Origin of the sequence: Asanoa ferruginea (assembly GCF_003387075.1) — a bacterium.
Lineage (GTDB): Bacteria > Actinomycetota > Actinomycetes > Mycobacteriales > Micromonosporaceae > Asanoa > Asanoa ferruginea.
Window position 1 is genome coordinate 7,364,799 of record NZ_QUMQ01000001.1, and the last position, 16,881, is coordinate 7,381,679.

Annotated in this window: 16 protein-coding genes; all 16 read left to right on the plus strand. The window is 71.4% G+C overall.

Annotated features, from left to right (window positions below; translation table 11 throughout):
- The first annotated feature begins 69 nt into the window (after nucleotides 1–69).
- The 16 genes from DFJ67_RS34515 (at nucleotide 70) to DFJ67_RS34590 (ending at nucleotide 16,646) form a co-directional block, all read left to right on the plus strand.
- A complete protein-coding gene (locus DFJ67_RS34515) occupies nucleotides 70–918 on the plus strand; it encodes a hypothetical protein (RefSeq protein ID WP_147315715.1) in 849 nt (282 codons plus the stop codon).
- A 125-nt stretch (nucleotides 919–1,043) separates the two neighbouring features.
- A complete protein-coding gene (locus tag DFJ67_RS34520; RefSeq protein WP_239097090.1) occupies nucleotides 1,044–1,382 on the plus strand; it encodes a pilin in 339 nt (112 codons plus the stop codon).
- Nucleotide 1,383: 1 nt separating this feature from the next.
- On the plus strand, nucleotides 1,384–2,676 hold the full coding sequence (locus tag DFJ67_RS43020) for a hypothetical protein (protein ID WP_170216109.1): 1,293 nt from the start codon (nucleotides 1,384–1,386) through the stop codon (nucleotides 2,674–2,676).
- Nucleotides 2,673–2,900 carry a hypothetical protein gene (locus DFJ67_RS34535; protein WP_116072782.1) on the plus strand — a complete coding sequence of 76 codons (228 nt, stop codon included), beginning with the start codon at nucleotides 2,673–2,675 and terminating at the stop codon, nucleotides 2,898–2,900. Before DFJ67_RS43020 ends, DFJ67_RS34535 begins: the two co-directional genes overlap by 4 nt.
- Nucleotides 2,884–3,822, plus strand: coding sequence for a PrgI family protein (locus DFJ67_RS34540; protein WP_116072784.1), 939 nt, complete (start codon nucleotides 2,884–2,886; stop codon nucleotides 3,820–3,822). The genes DFJ67_RS34535 and DFJ67_RS34540 overlap by 17 nt, the downstream gene beginning before the upstream one ends.
- Nucleotide 3,823: 1 nt before the next feature.
- Nucleotides 3,824–5,608 (plus strand): VirB4 family type IV secretion system protein, encoded by a 1,785-nt coding sequence (locus DFJ67_RS34545; protein ID WP_116072786.1) that lies wholly within the window; start codon nucleotides 3,824–3,826, stop codon nucleotides 5,606–5,608.
- Between the two features lie 98 nt (nucleotides 5,609–5,706).
- A complete protein-coding gene (locus DFJ67_RS34550) occupies nucleotides 5,707–8,229 on the plus strand; it encodes a type IV secretory system conjugative DNA transfer family protein (RefSeq protein WP_239097091.1) in 2,523 nt (840 codons plus the stop codon).
- A gap of 337 nt (nucleotides 8,230–8,566) precedes the next feature.
- Nucleotides 8,567–9,454: a replication-relaxation family protein gene (locus DFJ67_RS34555; RefSeq protein WP_170216110.1), complete on the plus strand. Its 888-nt coding sequence runs from the start codon at nucleotides 8,567–8,569 to the stop codon at nucleotides 9,452–9,454.
- A 512-nt stretch (nucleotides 9,455–9,966) separates the two neighbouring features.
- On the plus strand, nucleotides 9,967–10,635 hold the full coding sequence (locus DFJ67_RS43025) for a hypothetical protein (RefSeq protein ID WP_170216111.1): 669 nt from the start codon (nucleotides 9,967–9,969) through the stop codon (nucleotides 10,633–10,635).
- 74 nt (nucleotides 10,636–10,709) lie between these two features.
- A complete protein-coding gene (locus tag DFJ67_RS43030; protein ID WP_170216112.1) occupies nucleotides 10,710–11,453 on the plus strand; it encodes a GGDEF domain-containing protein in 744 nt (247 codons plus the stop codon).
- Between the two features lie 219 nt (nucleotides 11,454–11,672).
- A complete protein-coding gene (locus DFJ67_RS34565) occupies nucleotides 11,673–12,689 on the plus strand; it encodes a DUF4192 domain-containing protein (protein WP_275407640.1) in 1,017 nt (338 codons plus the stop codon).
- A 133-nt stretch (nucleotides 12,690–12,822) separates the two neighbouring features.
- Complete coding sequence (locus DFJ67_RS34570; RefSeq protein ID WP_170216114.1) at nucleotides 12,823–13,509, plus strand: diguanylate cyclase domain-containing protein; 687 nt, start codon at nucleotides 12,823–12,825, stop codon at nucleotides 13,507–13,509.
- A complete protein-coding gene (locus tag DFJ67_RS34575) occupies nucleotides 13,506–13,895 on the plus strand; it encodes a hypothetical protein (protein ID WP_116072794.1) in 390 nt (129 codons plus the stop codon). Before DFJ67_RS34570 ends, DFJ67_RS34575 begins: the two co-directional genes overlap by 4 nt.
- Nucleotides 13,896–14,069: 174 nt before the next feature.
- Entirely contained in the window at nucleotides 14,070–15,200 is a 1,131-nt protein-coding gene (locus DFJ67_RS34580) for a hypothetical protein (protein ID WP_116072796.1), read from the plus strand.
- Entirely contained in the window at nucleotides 15,200–16,129 is a 930-nt protein-coding gene (locus DFJ67_RS34585; protein WP_116072798.1) for a DNA-processing protein DprA, read from the plus strand. Before DFJ67_RS34580 ends, DFJ67_RS34585 begins: the two co-directional genes overlap by 1 nt.
- Nucleotides 16,113–16,646 carry a hypothetical protein gene (locus DFJ67_RS34590; RefSeq protein WP_116072800.1) on the plus strand — a complete coding sequence of 178 codons (534 nt, stop codon included), beginning with the start codon at nucleotides 16,113–16,115 and terminating at the stop codon, nucleotides 16,644–16,646. The genes DFJ67_RS34585 and DFJ67_RS34590 overlap by 17 nt, the downstream gene beginning before the upstream one ends.
- Nucleotides 16,647–16,881: the final 235 nt, after the last annotated feature.

The following is a 16,881-nucleotide window of genomic DNA, read 5'->3' on the forward strand; positions in this document are numbered from 1 at the left end:
ATCCTGCCGTTGGAGCGGCTTCGCGGGCTGCTGCTCAGCCCGCAGACCAGCGTCGAGGTCCGCGACGCGGTGTGGCGGGAGCTGGTCATCCGCGCCCGCCGGGATGGCCCGTCCTGGGTCGTGGCCGCGGTAGGCATCGCCATGCCCGGCCTGCGGCACGTTGCGGGCCTGCTGGCGACCGGCTCGCGTGGGGACACGCGGGACCTGGACGCCGAACTGCTGACAGGGTTTCTCGAGCGACTCATGACCATCGACCTGCAGCCGCCCCGGGTGGTCGGGCGGCTCATCGACGCCGGCCTGCGCGCCGCTCGAAAGGCCCGGGACGCCGACTCCGACGCGCAGCTGGTCCACACCGACGCGGCCGGGCCGATCGCCCCGATTCATCCGTGGGACCACCCGGACCTGGTCCTCGCGCGTGCGGTCGCCGCGGGCGTCATCGACGCGGACGAGGCGAACCTGATCGCCGCGACGCGGTTGGAGCACCACACGCTCACGGTGGCGGCGGCACGCATTGGCATCAGCGCCAGCCTGGCCTCGTCGTGGCGGCTGAAAGCCGAACACCGGCTGTTGGAGGCCATCCGCGACGGCGACCTCGCACACGTGCCGCTGCGGCCCCGACGACCCCGCAGCACCCGCGCGACCCAACAACGGGTCTCCGCGACCCAACAGCGCTTCGCCTCCATCGAACAGCGCACAACCGTTTCCCAACAGCAAGTCGCTGGCCCCAACAGCGCGACCCAACACCGAGCCGCCACTGCGGGCGCGACCCAACAGCAAACGCCTGTTGGGTCGCTGTCGGGTATCGCCGTGGCAGCGGACGCGGTGTTGGCCACCCAACAGCGGGCCTTCGTGGGCAAGACATCGGACCGGGCAACGGCCGGTGTCGGCGCCCCGGGGATCGAGGCGCGGCCGGCCTGAGTGGCCGTGTTCGCACCCGATCACCTTCGGCTGGAAGGAGCGATGCTCCCACGGCCCCGCCCCGGTCTCCGGCGGCGCACCTCAACCCCGATCGAGCCCCGTACGCGGGGCTGGAGGTGTCCATCATGTTCCGCCGAAACCTCTACCGGTTCATCACGGTCACAGCTGTAGTTGCCGTGGCCGTGGCAGGCTCCGCGCCGGCACACGCCGCCGCGCCGCAGATCCTGGCCGCGTACACGCTGCCCGTGATCATCGGGAACATCACGTCGTGGGCCGTCGGGCTGCTGGTCGGTGTCGCAACCCTGTTCCTCACCATCGGCGGGCTGCGCCGCATGGCCGCCGGTGGCGACCCCACCGAGATCGAGAAGTCAAACTCCGCGTTCAAGAACGCCCTCATCGGCTACGCCCTGGCGATCCTCGCGCCGATCCTGCTCGGTATCGTGCAGGGCTGGATCGGCGGCTGACGTGGGCGGCTGGCTCGCCGACGACATCATCGGCCCCATCCTCAGCTGGTTCGCCGAGACTGTGATCGGCGCGCTCAACACCCTCTGGGACCTGCTCTCGGTCACCGCGTTCGTCAGTCCCGACGTGACCCAACTGCCGCAGGTCACCGCCTTCGCCCACACGTCGCTGGGCATCGTGAATGTCTGCTACGTGTTGGCGGTGCTGTGGACGGCCATCCTGGTGATGGGCCGCGACACCATCCAATCGCAGGTCGGTCCAGGCGAGCTGATCCCCCGCCTGGTCATCGGCCTGATCGCCGCCAACTTCGCCATGCCCATGTGTTCGAGCATGATCGGCCTGGCCAACGCATTGACCTCAGCGCTGACCAGCCAGGACATCACCGCGCCCGGGTCGATGCGGCAGCTACGCAACCTCACGGTCAGCGCGCTGAGCGACCAGAGCGGCACCAAGACGGTCGGCTTGCTGCTCCTGCTCATCGGCCTGCTGATCGCGGTGCTTACCGGCACCCTGCTGGTGCAATGGATCGTCCGCTGCGGGCTGCTCATCGTCGTCGTGGGCATCGCGCCGATCGCGCTGGCCCTGCACGGGACCCCACAGACGGAGGGCGCCGCCAAGCTGTGGTGGCGCACGTTGCTCGGCACCCTCGGCATCGTGGTGATCCAGGCGGTCGCCCTGCACACCACGCTGGGGATCTTCCTTAGCCCGGACAGCAACCTGCGCGTGCTCGGGCTACCGATGCCCGGCGGTGAACCCAACACGATCATGAACCTGCTCATCGTCGTTTGTCTACTGTGGGGTGTCGTCAAGATCCCCGCCCTGATGCGCCGCTATGTCACGCAGGCCCGACCGAACGCGGCGGGCACCGTCCTTCGGGTTCTGGTCGTGCAGCAGTTGACCCGCGGAGTTTCCCGCGCGTTCTCCGGCGGTCGTGGCGCGCTGCGAGCCGCCAGCCGTACCGGCGGTCGTGGCGCGCTGCGAGCCGCCAGCCGTACCGGCGGTCCCGGTGCCGGTGCGGTCGGCCGGCCGTGGCCGGTACGTCCCGGCGGCGCAGGCAGGGCCCGAACCCGCCCGGCCGCGTCCTCCGCGCCGCATTCAACAACTCACGCCGGTGGTGCCACGCCCCGGCCGTCGCCGAGCGCCGCGGGCACCGGCCCAGGACGAACCGGCATCGCGTACCCGACGGGCCGACCTGTCCGCCCGTACACCCGTCAAGAGCTCGCTGACGGCGTCGACCTTTACACCCGCGCCATGAAGTCCCGCGCCGGCGCACCCGATCGAAAGGCACCCTCATGAGCTTCCAGAGCCGCACCTCGCGCGCAGACCACGAGATCACCGATCTGACCGACACCCGGCACAACATGCCGTCGATCGTCGCGATCGCCTGGCCCACCGGCCGGCCGATCCATTCGTACACCCTCGACGAGATCACCGAGGGTGTCGACCTCTACACCCGGGCGCTGAAAGCCCGTACCGCCGAAACGGCGCGCCGAGGAGACAGCGATGCGCCCAAGCGATGACCTCATCCCGCACGCCCGCATTCCGGCCGACGTCGACACCCCAGACAAGATTGTGTACGGGCTGACCGCGCGACAGTTGGCCATCCTGGCGGTAGCTGGAGTCGTCGGCTACGGCATCTACCGAGCCATCGGGGACCTGGCACCGCAGCCGGTTCTCATCGCGATCCTCACCCCGATTGCCGGGGCGGCGATCGTTCTCGCGCTCGGCCGCCGCGAGGGCCTACCCATGGATGCCTGGCTCCTAGCGGCGGTGCGGCACACCCGCAGCCCGAAACGCCTCGCCCCGGCCGCGGAGGCCCGCCCGGCCGCGGCCCCGGCCTGGGCGCCGGCCACCAGGCCGCTTAGCTCGACGGTGCGGGTGCTGCGCCTGCCAGCCACCGCGATCAGTGAGGTCGGCGCCATCGACACCGGCTCGCATGCGGTCGCCCTGGTCGCCTGCACCACCGTGAACATCGGGCTACGCACCGGCGCCGAACAGGCCGCTCTGATCGGCAACTACGGCCGATGGCTGAACTCGCTGTCCGGTCCCGTGCAGATCGTGATCTCCACGCAGCGGGTCGACCTGTCCAGCCACGCACAGCGCATCGCCGACGGCGCCGAGACCATCGGCAACCCGGCCCTGGCCGACGCCGCCCGCGACTACGCCGCCTTCCTCGACGACCTCGCGGCACGACGGGACCCGCTATGGCGCACCGTCACCGTCGCGGTCACCGCCACCGGCGATAAAGGCCGCGACACCGAGGTCATGCGCAGGGCCGAGCACGCCGCGTCCGCGCTGTCCGCCCTCGGCGCGCAAACCGCCGTCCTGGACGGCGGCGAAGCTGCCGCAGTGCTGGCCTGCGCCACCGACCCCTACACCCCCGCCGACGTCACCTGGGCCCGCGCCCTACCCGACGAGGCCATCACCGGACCGGTAGCCTGACATGCCATCGCTGCGCCAGAGAAAGACCATCGGCCCTGACACAAACCAGGCCGACTCGGCCGCCCTCACGGCCGTACTCGGGCCGGCCGCTGTCGAGAACACGCCCCGGTACCTGCGCGTCGGGGACGGGTATACGGCCAGCCTGATCGTGACCGGCTACCCGGCCGAAGTCGGACCAGCCTGGCTCGACCCGCTGCTGGCCTGGCCGGGCAGACTCGATGTCGCCGTCTACATCGACCCACTCCCTGCGCAGGCCGCAGCTGCTCGGCTCCGCAAGCAGCGGGGGCGGCTGGAGTCCAACCGGCGCACCGACGCCGAAAAGGGCCGACTGGTCGACCCGATCACCGACGCAGCCGCGGACGACGCCGCGGATATGGCCGACCGGATCGCCCGCGGCCACAGCAAACTCTTCCAGGTCGGCCTCTACCTGTGTGTCCACGCCACCACCCTCGAGGAACTCGACGAAGCCGTCGCACACGTGCGGGCAACCGCCGCTTCCGTGCTGCTGGACACGCAGCCGGCGACCTGGAGACAACTGCAGGGCTGGACGACCACACTGCCGCTGGCCACGGACGGGCTGCGGATGCGCCGGGTCATGGACACCGACGCGATCGCGTCGGCGTTCCCGCTCGCCTCAGCCGACCTGCCGGCCCCGCTACCGGGTGAGCCCGACACCCGCGGCGGCGTGTTGTATGGCCTCAACCCCGACAGCAACGGCGTTGTGTGGTGGGACCGGTGGGCCCAGCAGAACGCCAACAGCGTGGTGCTGGCCCGATCGGGCGCCGGTAAGTCGTACTTCGTCAAACTCGAGGTGCTGCGCTCCTTGGCCGACGGCGTGCACGTCGCGATCATCGACCCGGACAACGAGTACATCCGCCTCACCGAATCGGTCGGCGGCGTCACTATCGCGCTTGGCGCCGAAGGCGTGCGGCTCAATCCCCTGGATATTCCGTCCGCGGACCGCCGGCCGCAGGCCCGCACATACCGGGCGCTTTTCCTGCACACACTCATTTCAGTCTTGCTAGGGCAGCAGCCGCCGCCGTCGGAGCGGGCCGCGTTGGACAAGGCGATCAACCACGCCTACGACCAGACCGGAATCTCCAACGACCCGGACACCTGGGGACGGCAGGCGCCGCTGCTTCGCGATGTCGCCACTGCGCTCACCGACCAGCACACGGAAGCCGCGGACAACCTCGCGGTCCGGCTCACGCCCTGGACCACCGGATCGTTCCGCGATCTCTTCGACGGCCCCACCACCACGATCCCGAGCGGACAGCTCGTGTGTTGGTCCACGCGGCAGCTCGCTGACGAACTGCGCCCCCCGGGCATGCTGTTGGCGCTGGACGCGATCTGGCGCCAGGTGGACACGCCGGCCGGCCGCTTGGAACAGACCCCGCGGCGGCTGGTCGTCGTCGACGAAGCCTGGACCTTGCTACGCGACGGCGAGGGCGCCAAGTTCCTGTCCCGCCTGGCGAAATCCGCCCGCAAGCGCCGAGCCGGGCTGACGGTCATCACTCAGGACGTCGGTGACCTGCTCAGCTCCGATCTTGGGCAGGTCGTCATCGCTAACGCAACGACCCAGATTTTGCTGCGGCAGGCGCCGCAGGCGATCGACGTCGTCGCCGACGTATTCGCTCTGACCGCCGGCGAGGCCCAAGTGCTGCTGGCCGCCCGCCGTGGCGAGGGCCTGCTGATGTCAGGCACCCATCGGGTCGGCTTTCAAGCCGTTGCCTCCAACAAGGAGCACCACCTGTGCATCGGCGATCTGGACCTCGCCAACTCGTAAACGCACTCATTGGGGCCGCGACCGAAGCGCCCGTCGGGCCCTGGCCATCCGTGCCGAGGACCAAGCCGCCGCAGGATTTCTGCCGTCAGGAGGGCACCGTGAACAGCACCCACCCTCAAATCTCTGTCTCCTGGTTCGCACCTACTCCCCCGCCTCCGTCGGCGCCGGCCGGGCCGGCTTTGCCGGGCCCGTCGCAATGGCTGCTCGACAACGTCACCGCCGCCACCGGATGGTGCGCCGCCCGGCCCTGGCTCGCGCTCATCGCCGCAGCGATCGCGGCCGCCGGCTACGCCGCGCGCATCGCGGTCGCCCGACGGCGGCAGCGGCGGATGGCCCGCACCGCCCACCTCGTGACCATCCTTGCGCCGCCGGAGGTAGACCCATCCGGTACGGCCACGTTCTGGGCCACGCTCGCCGAAGTCCTCCACACCAGCTGGCGGGGCCGGCTGCGTCACGGCCGCCCACACACTGCGGTCGAATACCGGTGGGCCGGCCGAGAACTGACCATCGCCGTGTGGGTTCCCGGCACCATCGGCACCGGTCCGGTCCAGGCCGCGATCCGCGGCGCCTGGCCCGGCGCCGCGTGCACCATCGCCGACCCCGGCCCGCCGCTGCCTCCCGACGCGGTCGAGGTCGGCGCGGCGTTGGCGCCGAGGATGCCAGCCTGGTACCCGCTGGAAACCGACCACCGCAACGACCCGCTGCGGACCCTGCTTGCCGCCGCTGCCGGGCTGCACCCAGCGGAGACAGCGTGTGTGCAGGTCCTGGCCCGACCCGCCACACCCCGACAGATCCGGCACCTGCGCCGAGGTGTGCAGGGACTACGGACGGGCCGCCGCCCGCACGACCCGCTGGACCCGGCCCCGTGGTTACGGGCCGCCCTCAACCTGGGGTCGGCCTTCTCGAGGACGTCGGCTCGCACCGCCCGGCACCCCGCAGCGGCCGGTGGCGACCCGCAGCGGGACCGCGACGCACGCGCCGGCGTCGACCAACTCGCCACCACCCCGTGGCAGGTCGCCGTCCGCTACGGCGTCACCCACACCAACCCCCGCAACACGGACATCGACCGGATCCAGGCCCGGCTGGCCACCATCAGCGACGCGGTCGCGGCCGCGTTCGGTGCCTGGACCGGCCGCAACCGGCTCCGCCGACACCGGATCCGCCACCCGGCCCGGGCCTTGGCCGAACGCGTGTTGAATCGCGGGTTCCTGCTCTCGGCAGCCGAACTGGCCGCGATCGCGGCACTACCCCGCGACATCGCCGTCCCGGGACTGGACCGGGCCCGGGCCAAACCGATGCCCGCACCCGTCGCGGTCGCCTCCGGTGGACGCACCACGAAGGTCCTCGGGAAGGCCGACGTCGGCGGCCACTCCGTCGCGCTGTCCGTCGTCGACGCCCGTCAGCACCTGCACGTGCTCGGCTCGACCGGGTCCGGGAAAAGCACCCTGCTACTCAACATGATCCTCGACGACATCCACGCCCGCCGCGGCACGATCGTCATCGACCCCAAAGGTGACCTTGTCCTGGACCTGCTCGACCGCATCCCGGCCAGCCACGCCAAACGCCTGGTGATCATCGACCCGGACCAGCCGGCCGGCACCACCCTGAACCCCCTTGCCGGCGATGACCCCGACCTGGTCGTCGACAACGTCGTGTCGATCTTCGGGAAGATCTTCGCGAAACACTGGGGTCCGCGGATGGACGACGTCCTGCGGGTGGCCTGTCTGACCCTGCTGCGCAAGTCAAACGCGACCCTGACGCTGATCCCGTCGCTGTTACAGGACCGCAAGTTCCGGCACGCGTTCACCGCCGACCTCGACGACCCGGAAGGCCTGCGCGGGTTCTGGGAATGGTACGAGACCGCACCCCTACCGTTGCGGTCGCAGGTCATCGCCCCGCTGCTGTCCCGGCTGCGGAACGTGCTGCTGCGCGAGTTCCCGCGGCGCACGTTCGGCGCCCCGCGCAGCTCGTTCGACATGCGCCGCATCCTCGACGGCGGCATCCTGCTTGCGCGCCTGCCGAAAGGGCAGATCGGTGAAGAGACCGCCCGGCTGACCGGCTCGTTCATCCTGGCCTCCGCGTGGCAGGCCGCCACCGGCCGGGCACGGCTCCCCGAGACCCAGCGCCGGGACGCGTTCGCCTACATCGACGAGGCCCACAACTTCCTGAATCTGCCCGGCTCCGTCGGCGACATGCTCGCCGAGGCCCGCGGCTACCACTTCGGTCTGACTCTCGCCCACCAGAACCTTTCCCAGATGCCCCGCGAGACCCAGCTGGCGATATCAGCCAACGCGCGCAACAAAGTGTTCTTCTCCTGCGCGCCCGAGGACGCCCACCAGCTGGCCCGGCACACACTCCCGGAGCTCGACGAGCACGACCTGTCCCACCTGGACGCCTACCGGGCCGGCTGCCGGCTGGTCGTCAACAGCCGCGAAACCGCTGCGTTCACCCTGCGGACCAATCCGCCGCGGCCGCTGGTCGGGGAAGCGACGGCAGTCCGTCAGGCCGCGGCAGCCGCCGTCGACCGCAGCGCCCGCAACCATGCCGCCGTCGCCGAACTCGCCGGCGTGGCAAACCCCGCCGACAGCCAGCGCACACCAACAGATCCATCTGCTCGCTAGCCGCCCGACGCCCGCAGCGTGAGCGTCCGGGACGCGGGTTGGAGTAATGCAGCGGCAGTGGAGTCGGTGGATCGCCGTGTGTCTACCGCGGCCCCGCCGTCGGTTGTCCTCATGCACGAGCCGCTGGCTGGGTTTGCCGACCCGGCCAGGTCCCGGTCTCCGCACCGGCCACCACCCCGGCCAGCACCCGGCGCCGTACGGCCGGGCCCAGGCCACCCCAGCCCACCCAACACCCCAGCTAGGAGACGTCATGTCTGCCAACCCCGCATCCCGACAGTTCCCACCAGGGGAACTCCTCCCGGGGAACCCACCCGTACTCGTGCTACCCACCACCGAAATGCAAAGGCAAGCGGCCCACACACTCATCGACCTCTCACACCGCCTGAGGCCCCGCGACTACACCATCGCCGCCCTGTTGGACGAACACGTCACCCTCACCACCGAGCAGCTGACCTTGATGCTGTTCGACAACCCGATCACCTGCCGCCACCGCCTCCAGGCCCTACGCGGCCTCGGCTTCATCGACCGGTTCATCCGCAACCGGCCCGGCGCCCCCAACCCGGTCTGCTGGCTTCCCGGCCCACTATCAGCCCGATACATGGCCCTGGCCCGCGGCGACAACCCACCCACCACACGGGCGCTGCGGGAACGGCAGGACCGCGTCTACGCCAGCCCGACCCTGGCCCACCTGCTGGAGGTGAACACCTTCTTCGCCGGCCTGCTCGTCCACGCCCGCCGGCACCGCGGTGCGGACCTGACCCGGTGGTGGTCCGAGCGGACCACCGCGGCCGCGTTCGGGCGGCGGATCCGACCCGACGGGCATGGGGTGTGGAGCGACGGTCATGGCCAGACGGGGTTCTTCGTCGAGCTCGACCGCGGCACCGAAACCATCGGCACGCTGGTCGACAAGCTCGGATCCCACCGGCGGCTACGAGCCGAAGGCGGCCCCGCGTATCCGGTCCTGTTCGTGCTCCCGAGCCGGATCCGGGAACAGAACCTGCACCGCCGGCTCGCCGAACGACCCGAACCCTCGCTGCATATTGCGACCACCTCACCGGAGTCTGGACCAGATCCGGCCGGTCCGGTGTGGCGGCTGGCCGGTAACGGCCGCCACCGCCTCGCCCTTGGGGAGCTGCCCAGCGACCACGGCGAGGCCGGCCCGCTCTCCCCCGGGCCTCCGCGGCCGGACCAGCACCCATTGCGGCTGCCGAACCCGTCCGGATAAGGCCCCGTGCCGCGTGCCGGCCAGGGCCAGCACGCCCGCGAACCGCCGGACGGGCCGACCACCCGGGCAGCCGCATGGTAGGCGGGGTGTGCTGGCCGACGGCTGCGGCCAACAGCGGGCCCCCGACCCGGCGGACCACAACCGGGGCCACGGGCCAACACCCAACAGCGCAGGTCAACACAGGTCAGCTGCGGCATCGGCGGGCCGCGGCGCTGTTGGGTCGGCCGGCTACGCTGAAACCTCCTTCAAAGAAAAACACCAGAGATCAGCACCACCGGGTTCACGCCCACGAAACCGCGGTCGCAACCGCCCACCCGCCTAACAGGCCGGTCGGCCCGCCCGCTCGTCGGCCCAGAACCCCGAACCACATCTGTGCAGCGGCCACCTGCCGCCTGCCCCGTGACCTGCTCCCGGCTCGACCCCTCGTGGTCACACCCTGTCTCGTGCCGCGCGGCACCCACCGCTGCGGCGGTCGGCCCTGCGCGCGCACCCACCTGTGCTTGGAGGTTGCCGTGCTGCATCCGTCCCTGTCCATCGTCTGCCTGCCGAAAGCCACCCCCACCGACCACCTCGCCGACGCTGCCGACACCCGCCTGACCGACATCGGCTACATGGGTCTGGGCCCGGCCGGGCACTTCATCACCCGCGGCCGTGCCCGCCGGCGTCGGGGCCGACTGCTGCAGCCATGGCGGAACACCGCCGCCGGCGGACCGGTCGCCCTGCTGGACCTGGACGCGATGCGCACCGCCGGCCAACACCTGTACGGCTACCGGTGGGCGCTGTGGAACCAGGTGGTGGCCGGCACCCGGCCGGCGCAGCCGTTCTGGGTTTTCCTGGACCGCCACGACCACGACCCGATCAAGTATCCGCTGTCCCGCGCTCAACGGGATTACCTGTCCCAGCCGCGGATCGCGAGCATGCGGACCTACAACGCCCTTCCGCACAAGGTCATGGAGTTGCCGACCGCTCACCTCGAGGCGTTCCAGACCGGCGGCCAGGTCTACGCCTACTACGGGTGGCTTACCGCCGTTCCCGGCGACGGGCTGCTGCGCCCCGACGGCCGTTACCTCAGTCAAGTCAAGGGCGATCACCCGTCCCGGCTGACGTATCTGGACAAGGCCAACTGGGCGATCGCTGCCCTGGGCGACGACGACATCCTCGTCGCCGTCAACACCCGATAAACCCACCGCGCACCGACCGGGTCCGTCACCCCGGTCCGTGCTGTGTACGCCTACCTCCGGGAAGGGAGGAATCCATGCCCACCCGACCGTGGACGAAGATTCTTCACGTCGGCTGCACGGCCGCGTTCGTCGTCGTCGCCGTCCCCACACTCAGCCACATGATCGCCGAGGGTGGTGCCGTCAAGTTCATCGCGATGGCCGGGATCGCCGGTGTGTTCGCCGTCGCGCACCTGCGGGTCATCGGCGCCGACCGGCGCATCCGCGAACTGCGCAACGCGTTGGAAGAGGCGTCGACCGATCCGCTCACCGGCCTGCCCACCCGCCGCACCATCGACCGTTGGCTGGCGGTCGGCGGCGAGCGCACCGTTGCCCTACTGGACGTCGACGATCTGCACGGCATCAACGCCGCGCACGGCCACGCCGGCGGCGACCTCTACCTCGCGGCGATCGCTGGCCACCTGCGGCGGGTCGCGGAACCCGGCGACCTGATCGCCCGGCTCGGCGGCGACGAGTTCATCGTCATCACTAGCCGGCTGGCGCACGAGCTGGCCGACGCGCTCACCTGCGCGATGACGGGCACCGTCAAGATCGGCACGAGCACCGTGCCAGTGCGGATGAGTGCCGGCATCTGCCACCACGGCGACCCGCGGCGGGCGCTCGGCTGCGCCGACCTTGCCATGTTCACCGCCAAACGTCTCGGCGGCGGCATCGCCCACTACGACCCAGACCGTGACGGCGTCCCTCTGCAGGCCGGCGTCCGTCCCGCGGTGCGGCAGCGTGACAACCGCCCCACCCGCCGCAGCGTCGGCGGCAGCTGACGACGGCCTTCGAAAACGGCGCGCACGAGCCGTCGAGACCGGCCCGCGGACCGGCGCACGGAAACCCGCCGCCCGTCGAAGCGACGCCGATCACCGTCGCCTGGGCCGCCCGGCTGTCGACCCCGGTCCCACGGCCCAACCCGAACTGACCGGTGCCGCCACCCCGGCGACGGTGATCCACCATGCCCGATCACCCCTCCAACAACGAAAAGGAGAGCTGTGTCCACATCCGACGGAGCATCAACGATCAGAAACCCGAACGATCTTGTCGCGGCAGTGCCCTACCTGTTGGGGTTCCATCCCCACCGGTGTGTGGTCTGCGTCGGCGTCCGCACCCCCGCCGTCAGCGTTCTGACCCATCAACGCCTCCCCGAAACCGACGACGAGCAACCCGACTGGGACGCCACCGCCACCATCATCAGGCAGCAGAGCAGCAACGCGTTCGTCATCGGGTACGGGCCCGCAGAACAGATCGACGCCGCCGTCGAACAGTGCGCAGTGGCCATCGACGCGACCGGAACCGAGGTCACCGCCGCGGTCCGGGTCGACAACGGCCGTATCTATTGCCTGAGCCAGCGGTGCCAATGCCCGCCCGAGGGCTGGCCCTACAACCCGGACACGAGCACGCTGCCGGCCGAGGCCACCCTGCGGGGGATCGCACCCCTACCCGACCGGGCGGCCCTGACAGCGCTGCTGGATCCGGTGACCGGCGACGCACACGACCGGATGCAGGCCGCGACCGAAGCCGCCATGCGCCGGTTCACCACGGCCGTACGCGAGTCCAGTCCAGCCCGCACCGGCGGCTCCGTCGCCGCGTGGCTCGCCGCCGGCCCGCTATCTGGCCTGGCGGCCGATGGGATCGCCGCGCTTCACGACGCGCTCGCAGCCGCCGGTCGCGGCGAGAGGCTCGATGACGATGCGGTGGCGTGGTTGAGCGTCGTGCTGCTGATCCCCGAGGTGTTCGACCACGCGTGGCGGGCCTGCGACGGCAGCGACCCGCACCGAACACTGTGGATCGACGTGACCCGGCGCGCGGCCGGACGTGCTGCGGCGCCGCCGGCGTGCCTGCTGGCCATCACCGCCTACCTGGGCGGCAACGGCGCCCTGACGGACATCGCCCTGCAGCGGGTCCGGGAAGCCGACCCCAGCGTGCCGCTCGCGCACGCGATCGGTCGCGCGCTGCAGGCCGGTGTCCCACCGCACCTGTTGCGGCAGCTCCTGAAAAGCCTGATCTAAAACCAGCGCGCCTCCTGGCGCCGCCGGCAACCAGCCCCACCCGCGGGTTGGGCCATCACCTGACGTGGTGAGGGCAGCCGGCGATAACGCGGCCGCCCTCACCAACGCCTTTAGAAGAGGAGGTGGGGCACCCGTGTTCCCCACAGCAGAGTCCACCACCGCACACACCGTCCTGGCCTGGATCGCCGTCGCTGCACTGGCCTGCGCCACCGTCCTGCTAGCAGCGGCGCTACTGCGTCCGCACGCCGGCGGGCGCCCCGCACGTCCCGATCAGCGCGCTGTCATCGGTGATCGGGACGCGTTCCATCACGCGATCGATGAGGCCACGCACGCCGATGCGACTGTCGCGGTCATTCTGATCAACCTCGACCGCAGCCGGCAGTTGATCAGCCGCCTCGGCGACCGCGGCTTCGACCAGTACCTCGTCCTGGTCGGCGGGCGCCTCCAACACCTCACGGCCGCCGCCGGCGCCGCCGCGTTCCGGATGCGTCGTGACGAGTTCGCGGTCATCGTGGCCGCCGAAGCGGCCCGGCCCCTCGCACTGGCGAACAAGCTGCTCGCCGCCGTCGCCGAACCCACCGATGTCCATATCGGGCACCGCCAGGCCAACGTCGAAGCGACCGCGTGTGCCGGAATCGCCATCAGCGCACCAGGCACGGATACGGCGCGGATCACGCTCGCCCACGCCGACCGTGCCCTGCAGCACGCGAAGACCCGCGGACGCGGACGCGTCGCGACGATCGCCGACGCCGTCCGACGCGAAGGACCCGCAGGCGGGCAACAGGCGGGACCGGCAGCCAGCCACGGCGGACAGGTATGAACGCCGCCGGCCCCGACACCACCGCCAACGATCACAACCTGGCCGGTGCCTTCACCTGCGCCCCGGCGGACAACCCCGGCGCTCTGGGGCTGACCGACCACCCGATCCGGGTCGGCGACCTGCGGCTGGCCGGCCGGGCTGCCACGATCTGGGCTGACCGGCCCGCACGAAACCTGGTGCGGATCATGCTCGTCGACGAAGGCAGCCGCGCGTGCGGCGACGCACTCGCCCAGGATGGCACCCGCACCATCGCCGTCCCCGAGACATGGCCGCCACCTATCCGGGCCGCCGCCATCCAGCTGCTCCACACGCTGCTGGACCGGATGGCTGCCGGACCGCCCGTCCTCGGCGACGAGAACGTCCCGGCCCGAACACCGAATCCCTGACCTAAGGGAGTCCCCGACAGCCGGTCGCGGCGCGGGCATCCCGTCACCTGACCGATGCCGCTCATCCACACCGCCAACACGGCGATCTCATCTCGTGCCTACGGGCCGGCTGGGACCGTCCACGGCCCCAGCCTGTCCGCCGCCACGAGGCGGGGAACAGGAGGGCCACACCTGATGGCCACCAGAACGCGGCGCCCCACGCGCCGTGCACACGACGAGCGCGGCCGCGCCGACGAACGCGCCGCCCTCATCACCAAAATCAAAGCCGACTTCGATGACCGGCTCGCGCGGATGGCCGCCGACCCTGGGCAGTGGGTTGAGTTCATCGACCACGTCGCCGGGTTCGGTGCCCGGTACAGCCTCGGCAATCAGATCCTGCTGCTCGTCCAGGCCGCGGAGCGCGGCATCACCCCGCGCTACTTCCTGCCCTTCGGGCGGCGGGACGGGTCGACCGGGTGGAGAGCCCACCAGCGGTTCGTCCGCACCGGCGAGAAAGCGTTCAAGATTTGGGCGCCGGTCCGCCGGCGACCCACCGAAGCGCAGGCGGCGGCGTCGGTGGCTGCCGGGCGGCGGGTGCCGCGCGACCCGGACGGGCGGCCATCGCTGCGGCTCGCTGGGTTCGCGTTGGCGAACACCTTCGAGCTGTCCCAGACCGACGGTGAGCCGTTCGCCCCGCCCACCATCGTCGGCCGCCGCCGCCGGCACCGTCGCGTCGCGGGCCCGCCAGCGTTGTTGACAGGCCAGGACCCGACCGGCGTCTACGACGACCTGGTCGCCCTGCTCGCCGCGGCCGGCTACCAGTACGCGCTCGTACCGGCCGGCAGCGGATACCTCGGCACCGGCACCGGTGTCACCGTCCACCGCGGCACCAGCCGCCAGGTGCAGGTCCGTGACGACATCGACCCGGCCCAGCGGACCAAGACCGTCGCCCACGAGCTCGCCCACATCCGCTGCGGCCACACCGACCAGCCAGGAGTTGTGGCGCATCGGGGTCGGCAGGAGACCGAGGCGGAAAGCGTCGCTCACATCGTTCTGCGCGCGGTCGGCCTGGACACCGCCGCCTACTCCGACGCCTACGTGTTCGGCTGGGCCGACGGCGACATGGATCTGGTCAAGGACTGCGCCGAGACGGTCCTGCGGACCGCCCGACAGATCCTCGACGACCTCACCCCTGCCGACCCCGAACGGCCCGACGAGCCGCACCGCGTCAACCCTGCAGCGGTCGACAGCGCAGCCGAGGCGACGGCCCCACCGGCAGATCACCCGGACCCGACCGGCACCTACGCCGAGCAGGAGGTGGCGTGATGGAGGCCGAGAACATCCGGGTGGCGCGGGCCCGTCTCGGGTGGCTGTTCGAACCCGGCGACCCGACCCTGGCCCAGCTGCTGGCCACCAACAGCCCCGTCGACGCCTACGACCTCATCGCCGCCGGGCAGGTCACCTTCACCGCACGCGCGGAACTAGCCGGCCTGTCCCTGCCACAGATGTGTGGCCAGGCGGCGGCCGCGGTCGATGACGCCTACCAGGGCGGCAGGATCGTCATCCCGGAAGACCAGGACTGGCCGGCCGGGCTCGACGACGCCCGCGACTGGACACCGGTCTGCCTATGGACGGCCGGGCCCGGCGCCATCCCGCAACCGCGGCAGGCCGTCACCCTCGTCGGAGCGCGGGCCTGCACCGCCTACGGCGAACATGTGGCCCGCGACCTCGCCGCCGGGCTCATCACCCACGGCTGGGCCGTGGTGTCCTCCGCCGCGGTCGGCATCGAACGCGCCGCCCTGTATGCCGCGCTGGCCGCCGAAGGCGCAGCGGTCGCCGTCCTGCCGCACGGCATCGACCAACTCCTGAGCGACCAGCAGCGGCAGTTCACCAACTTGCTCGCCGAAAGCGGGCTACTGGTCAGCGCGTTCCCGGCCGGGGCCGTCCCGCGCCGCGACCGCGGCCAGCTCAACGCGCTGTATCTGGCCATCCTCACCGGCGGCACGGTCGTGGTCGAAGCACCCGCCCGCGCCAGCTGCCTGGCCGTGGTCGCCAGCGCGGTACGCCACGGCCGCGCCGCGATGGCCGTGCCCGGGCCGGTCACCTCGGCCATGTCGACCGGATGCCACCGGCTGCTGCGCGAGGACCGGCAGATCCGGATCGTCACAGACGTCGACGACATCATCGCCGACCTGCGGCACGCGTTCGCGCCGGTCTGGCCCCGACCGGAGGCCGACGATGCCCCAACCACCTGACATCCCCGCCCACCTGCTCGGCCGGCCGGTCCAAGCCGGGCTGGTCGTTCCATGGATCACCCCGTCGATCGGTGGGGTCTACCTGTTCGGGACCATCACCGACCTGACCCAGACGCAGTGCCTGCAGGGACGGCGCTGTCAGGTCTGCGGACGGCCACTGACCGGCCGGGTGGTGCTGTTCGCCCGCGCATCCGACCTGACCCACCGCTGCACCGTCGAGCCGGGCACCTGCCCACCCTGCGCCGCCTACAGCACCCGCGCGTGTCCGATGCTCGCCGGGCGCCGCCCCCAACACCGGGCCCACGCTCACCCCGCCCTGGCCGGCCAACCGCCGGCGGCGGACGAGCACCTACGCCGGGCAGCGCCGGCCGAACAGTGGTTCGCGGTCTGGGTCCGCGGCTACGACGTGCTCCCCCACCCGGCCCAACCCCACGTTCCGGCCGCGTCATGGCGGCGGATCCCGCCGCTGACCATCCGGCCGCTGCCACCCCACACCGGGCCCGTCCCGGTCAACTGACCCGACCACGGGCCGGCGCAACCCGGCCGGGGCAGACGCGTCCAGTCTGACCCGGCCGCCACCGGCCCGCCCCTCTTCCCGATCCCAACCGCCTTTCGGCAACGCGAGGTGCGCGGGACCGGACGGCCTGCGCACCTCCCTGACCTCTCGGAGGTGTGGCAATGCCACAACAGTCCAACCCGAACCAGCACGCTCTGCCCGACCTCGGCCTGCCCGACCCGCCCACCGCAACCAC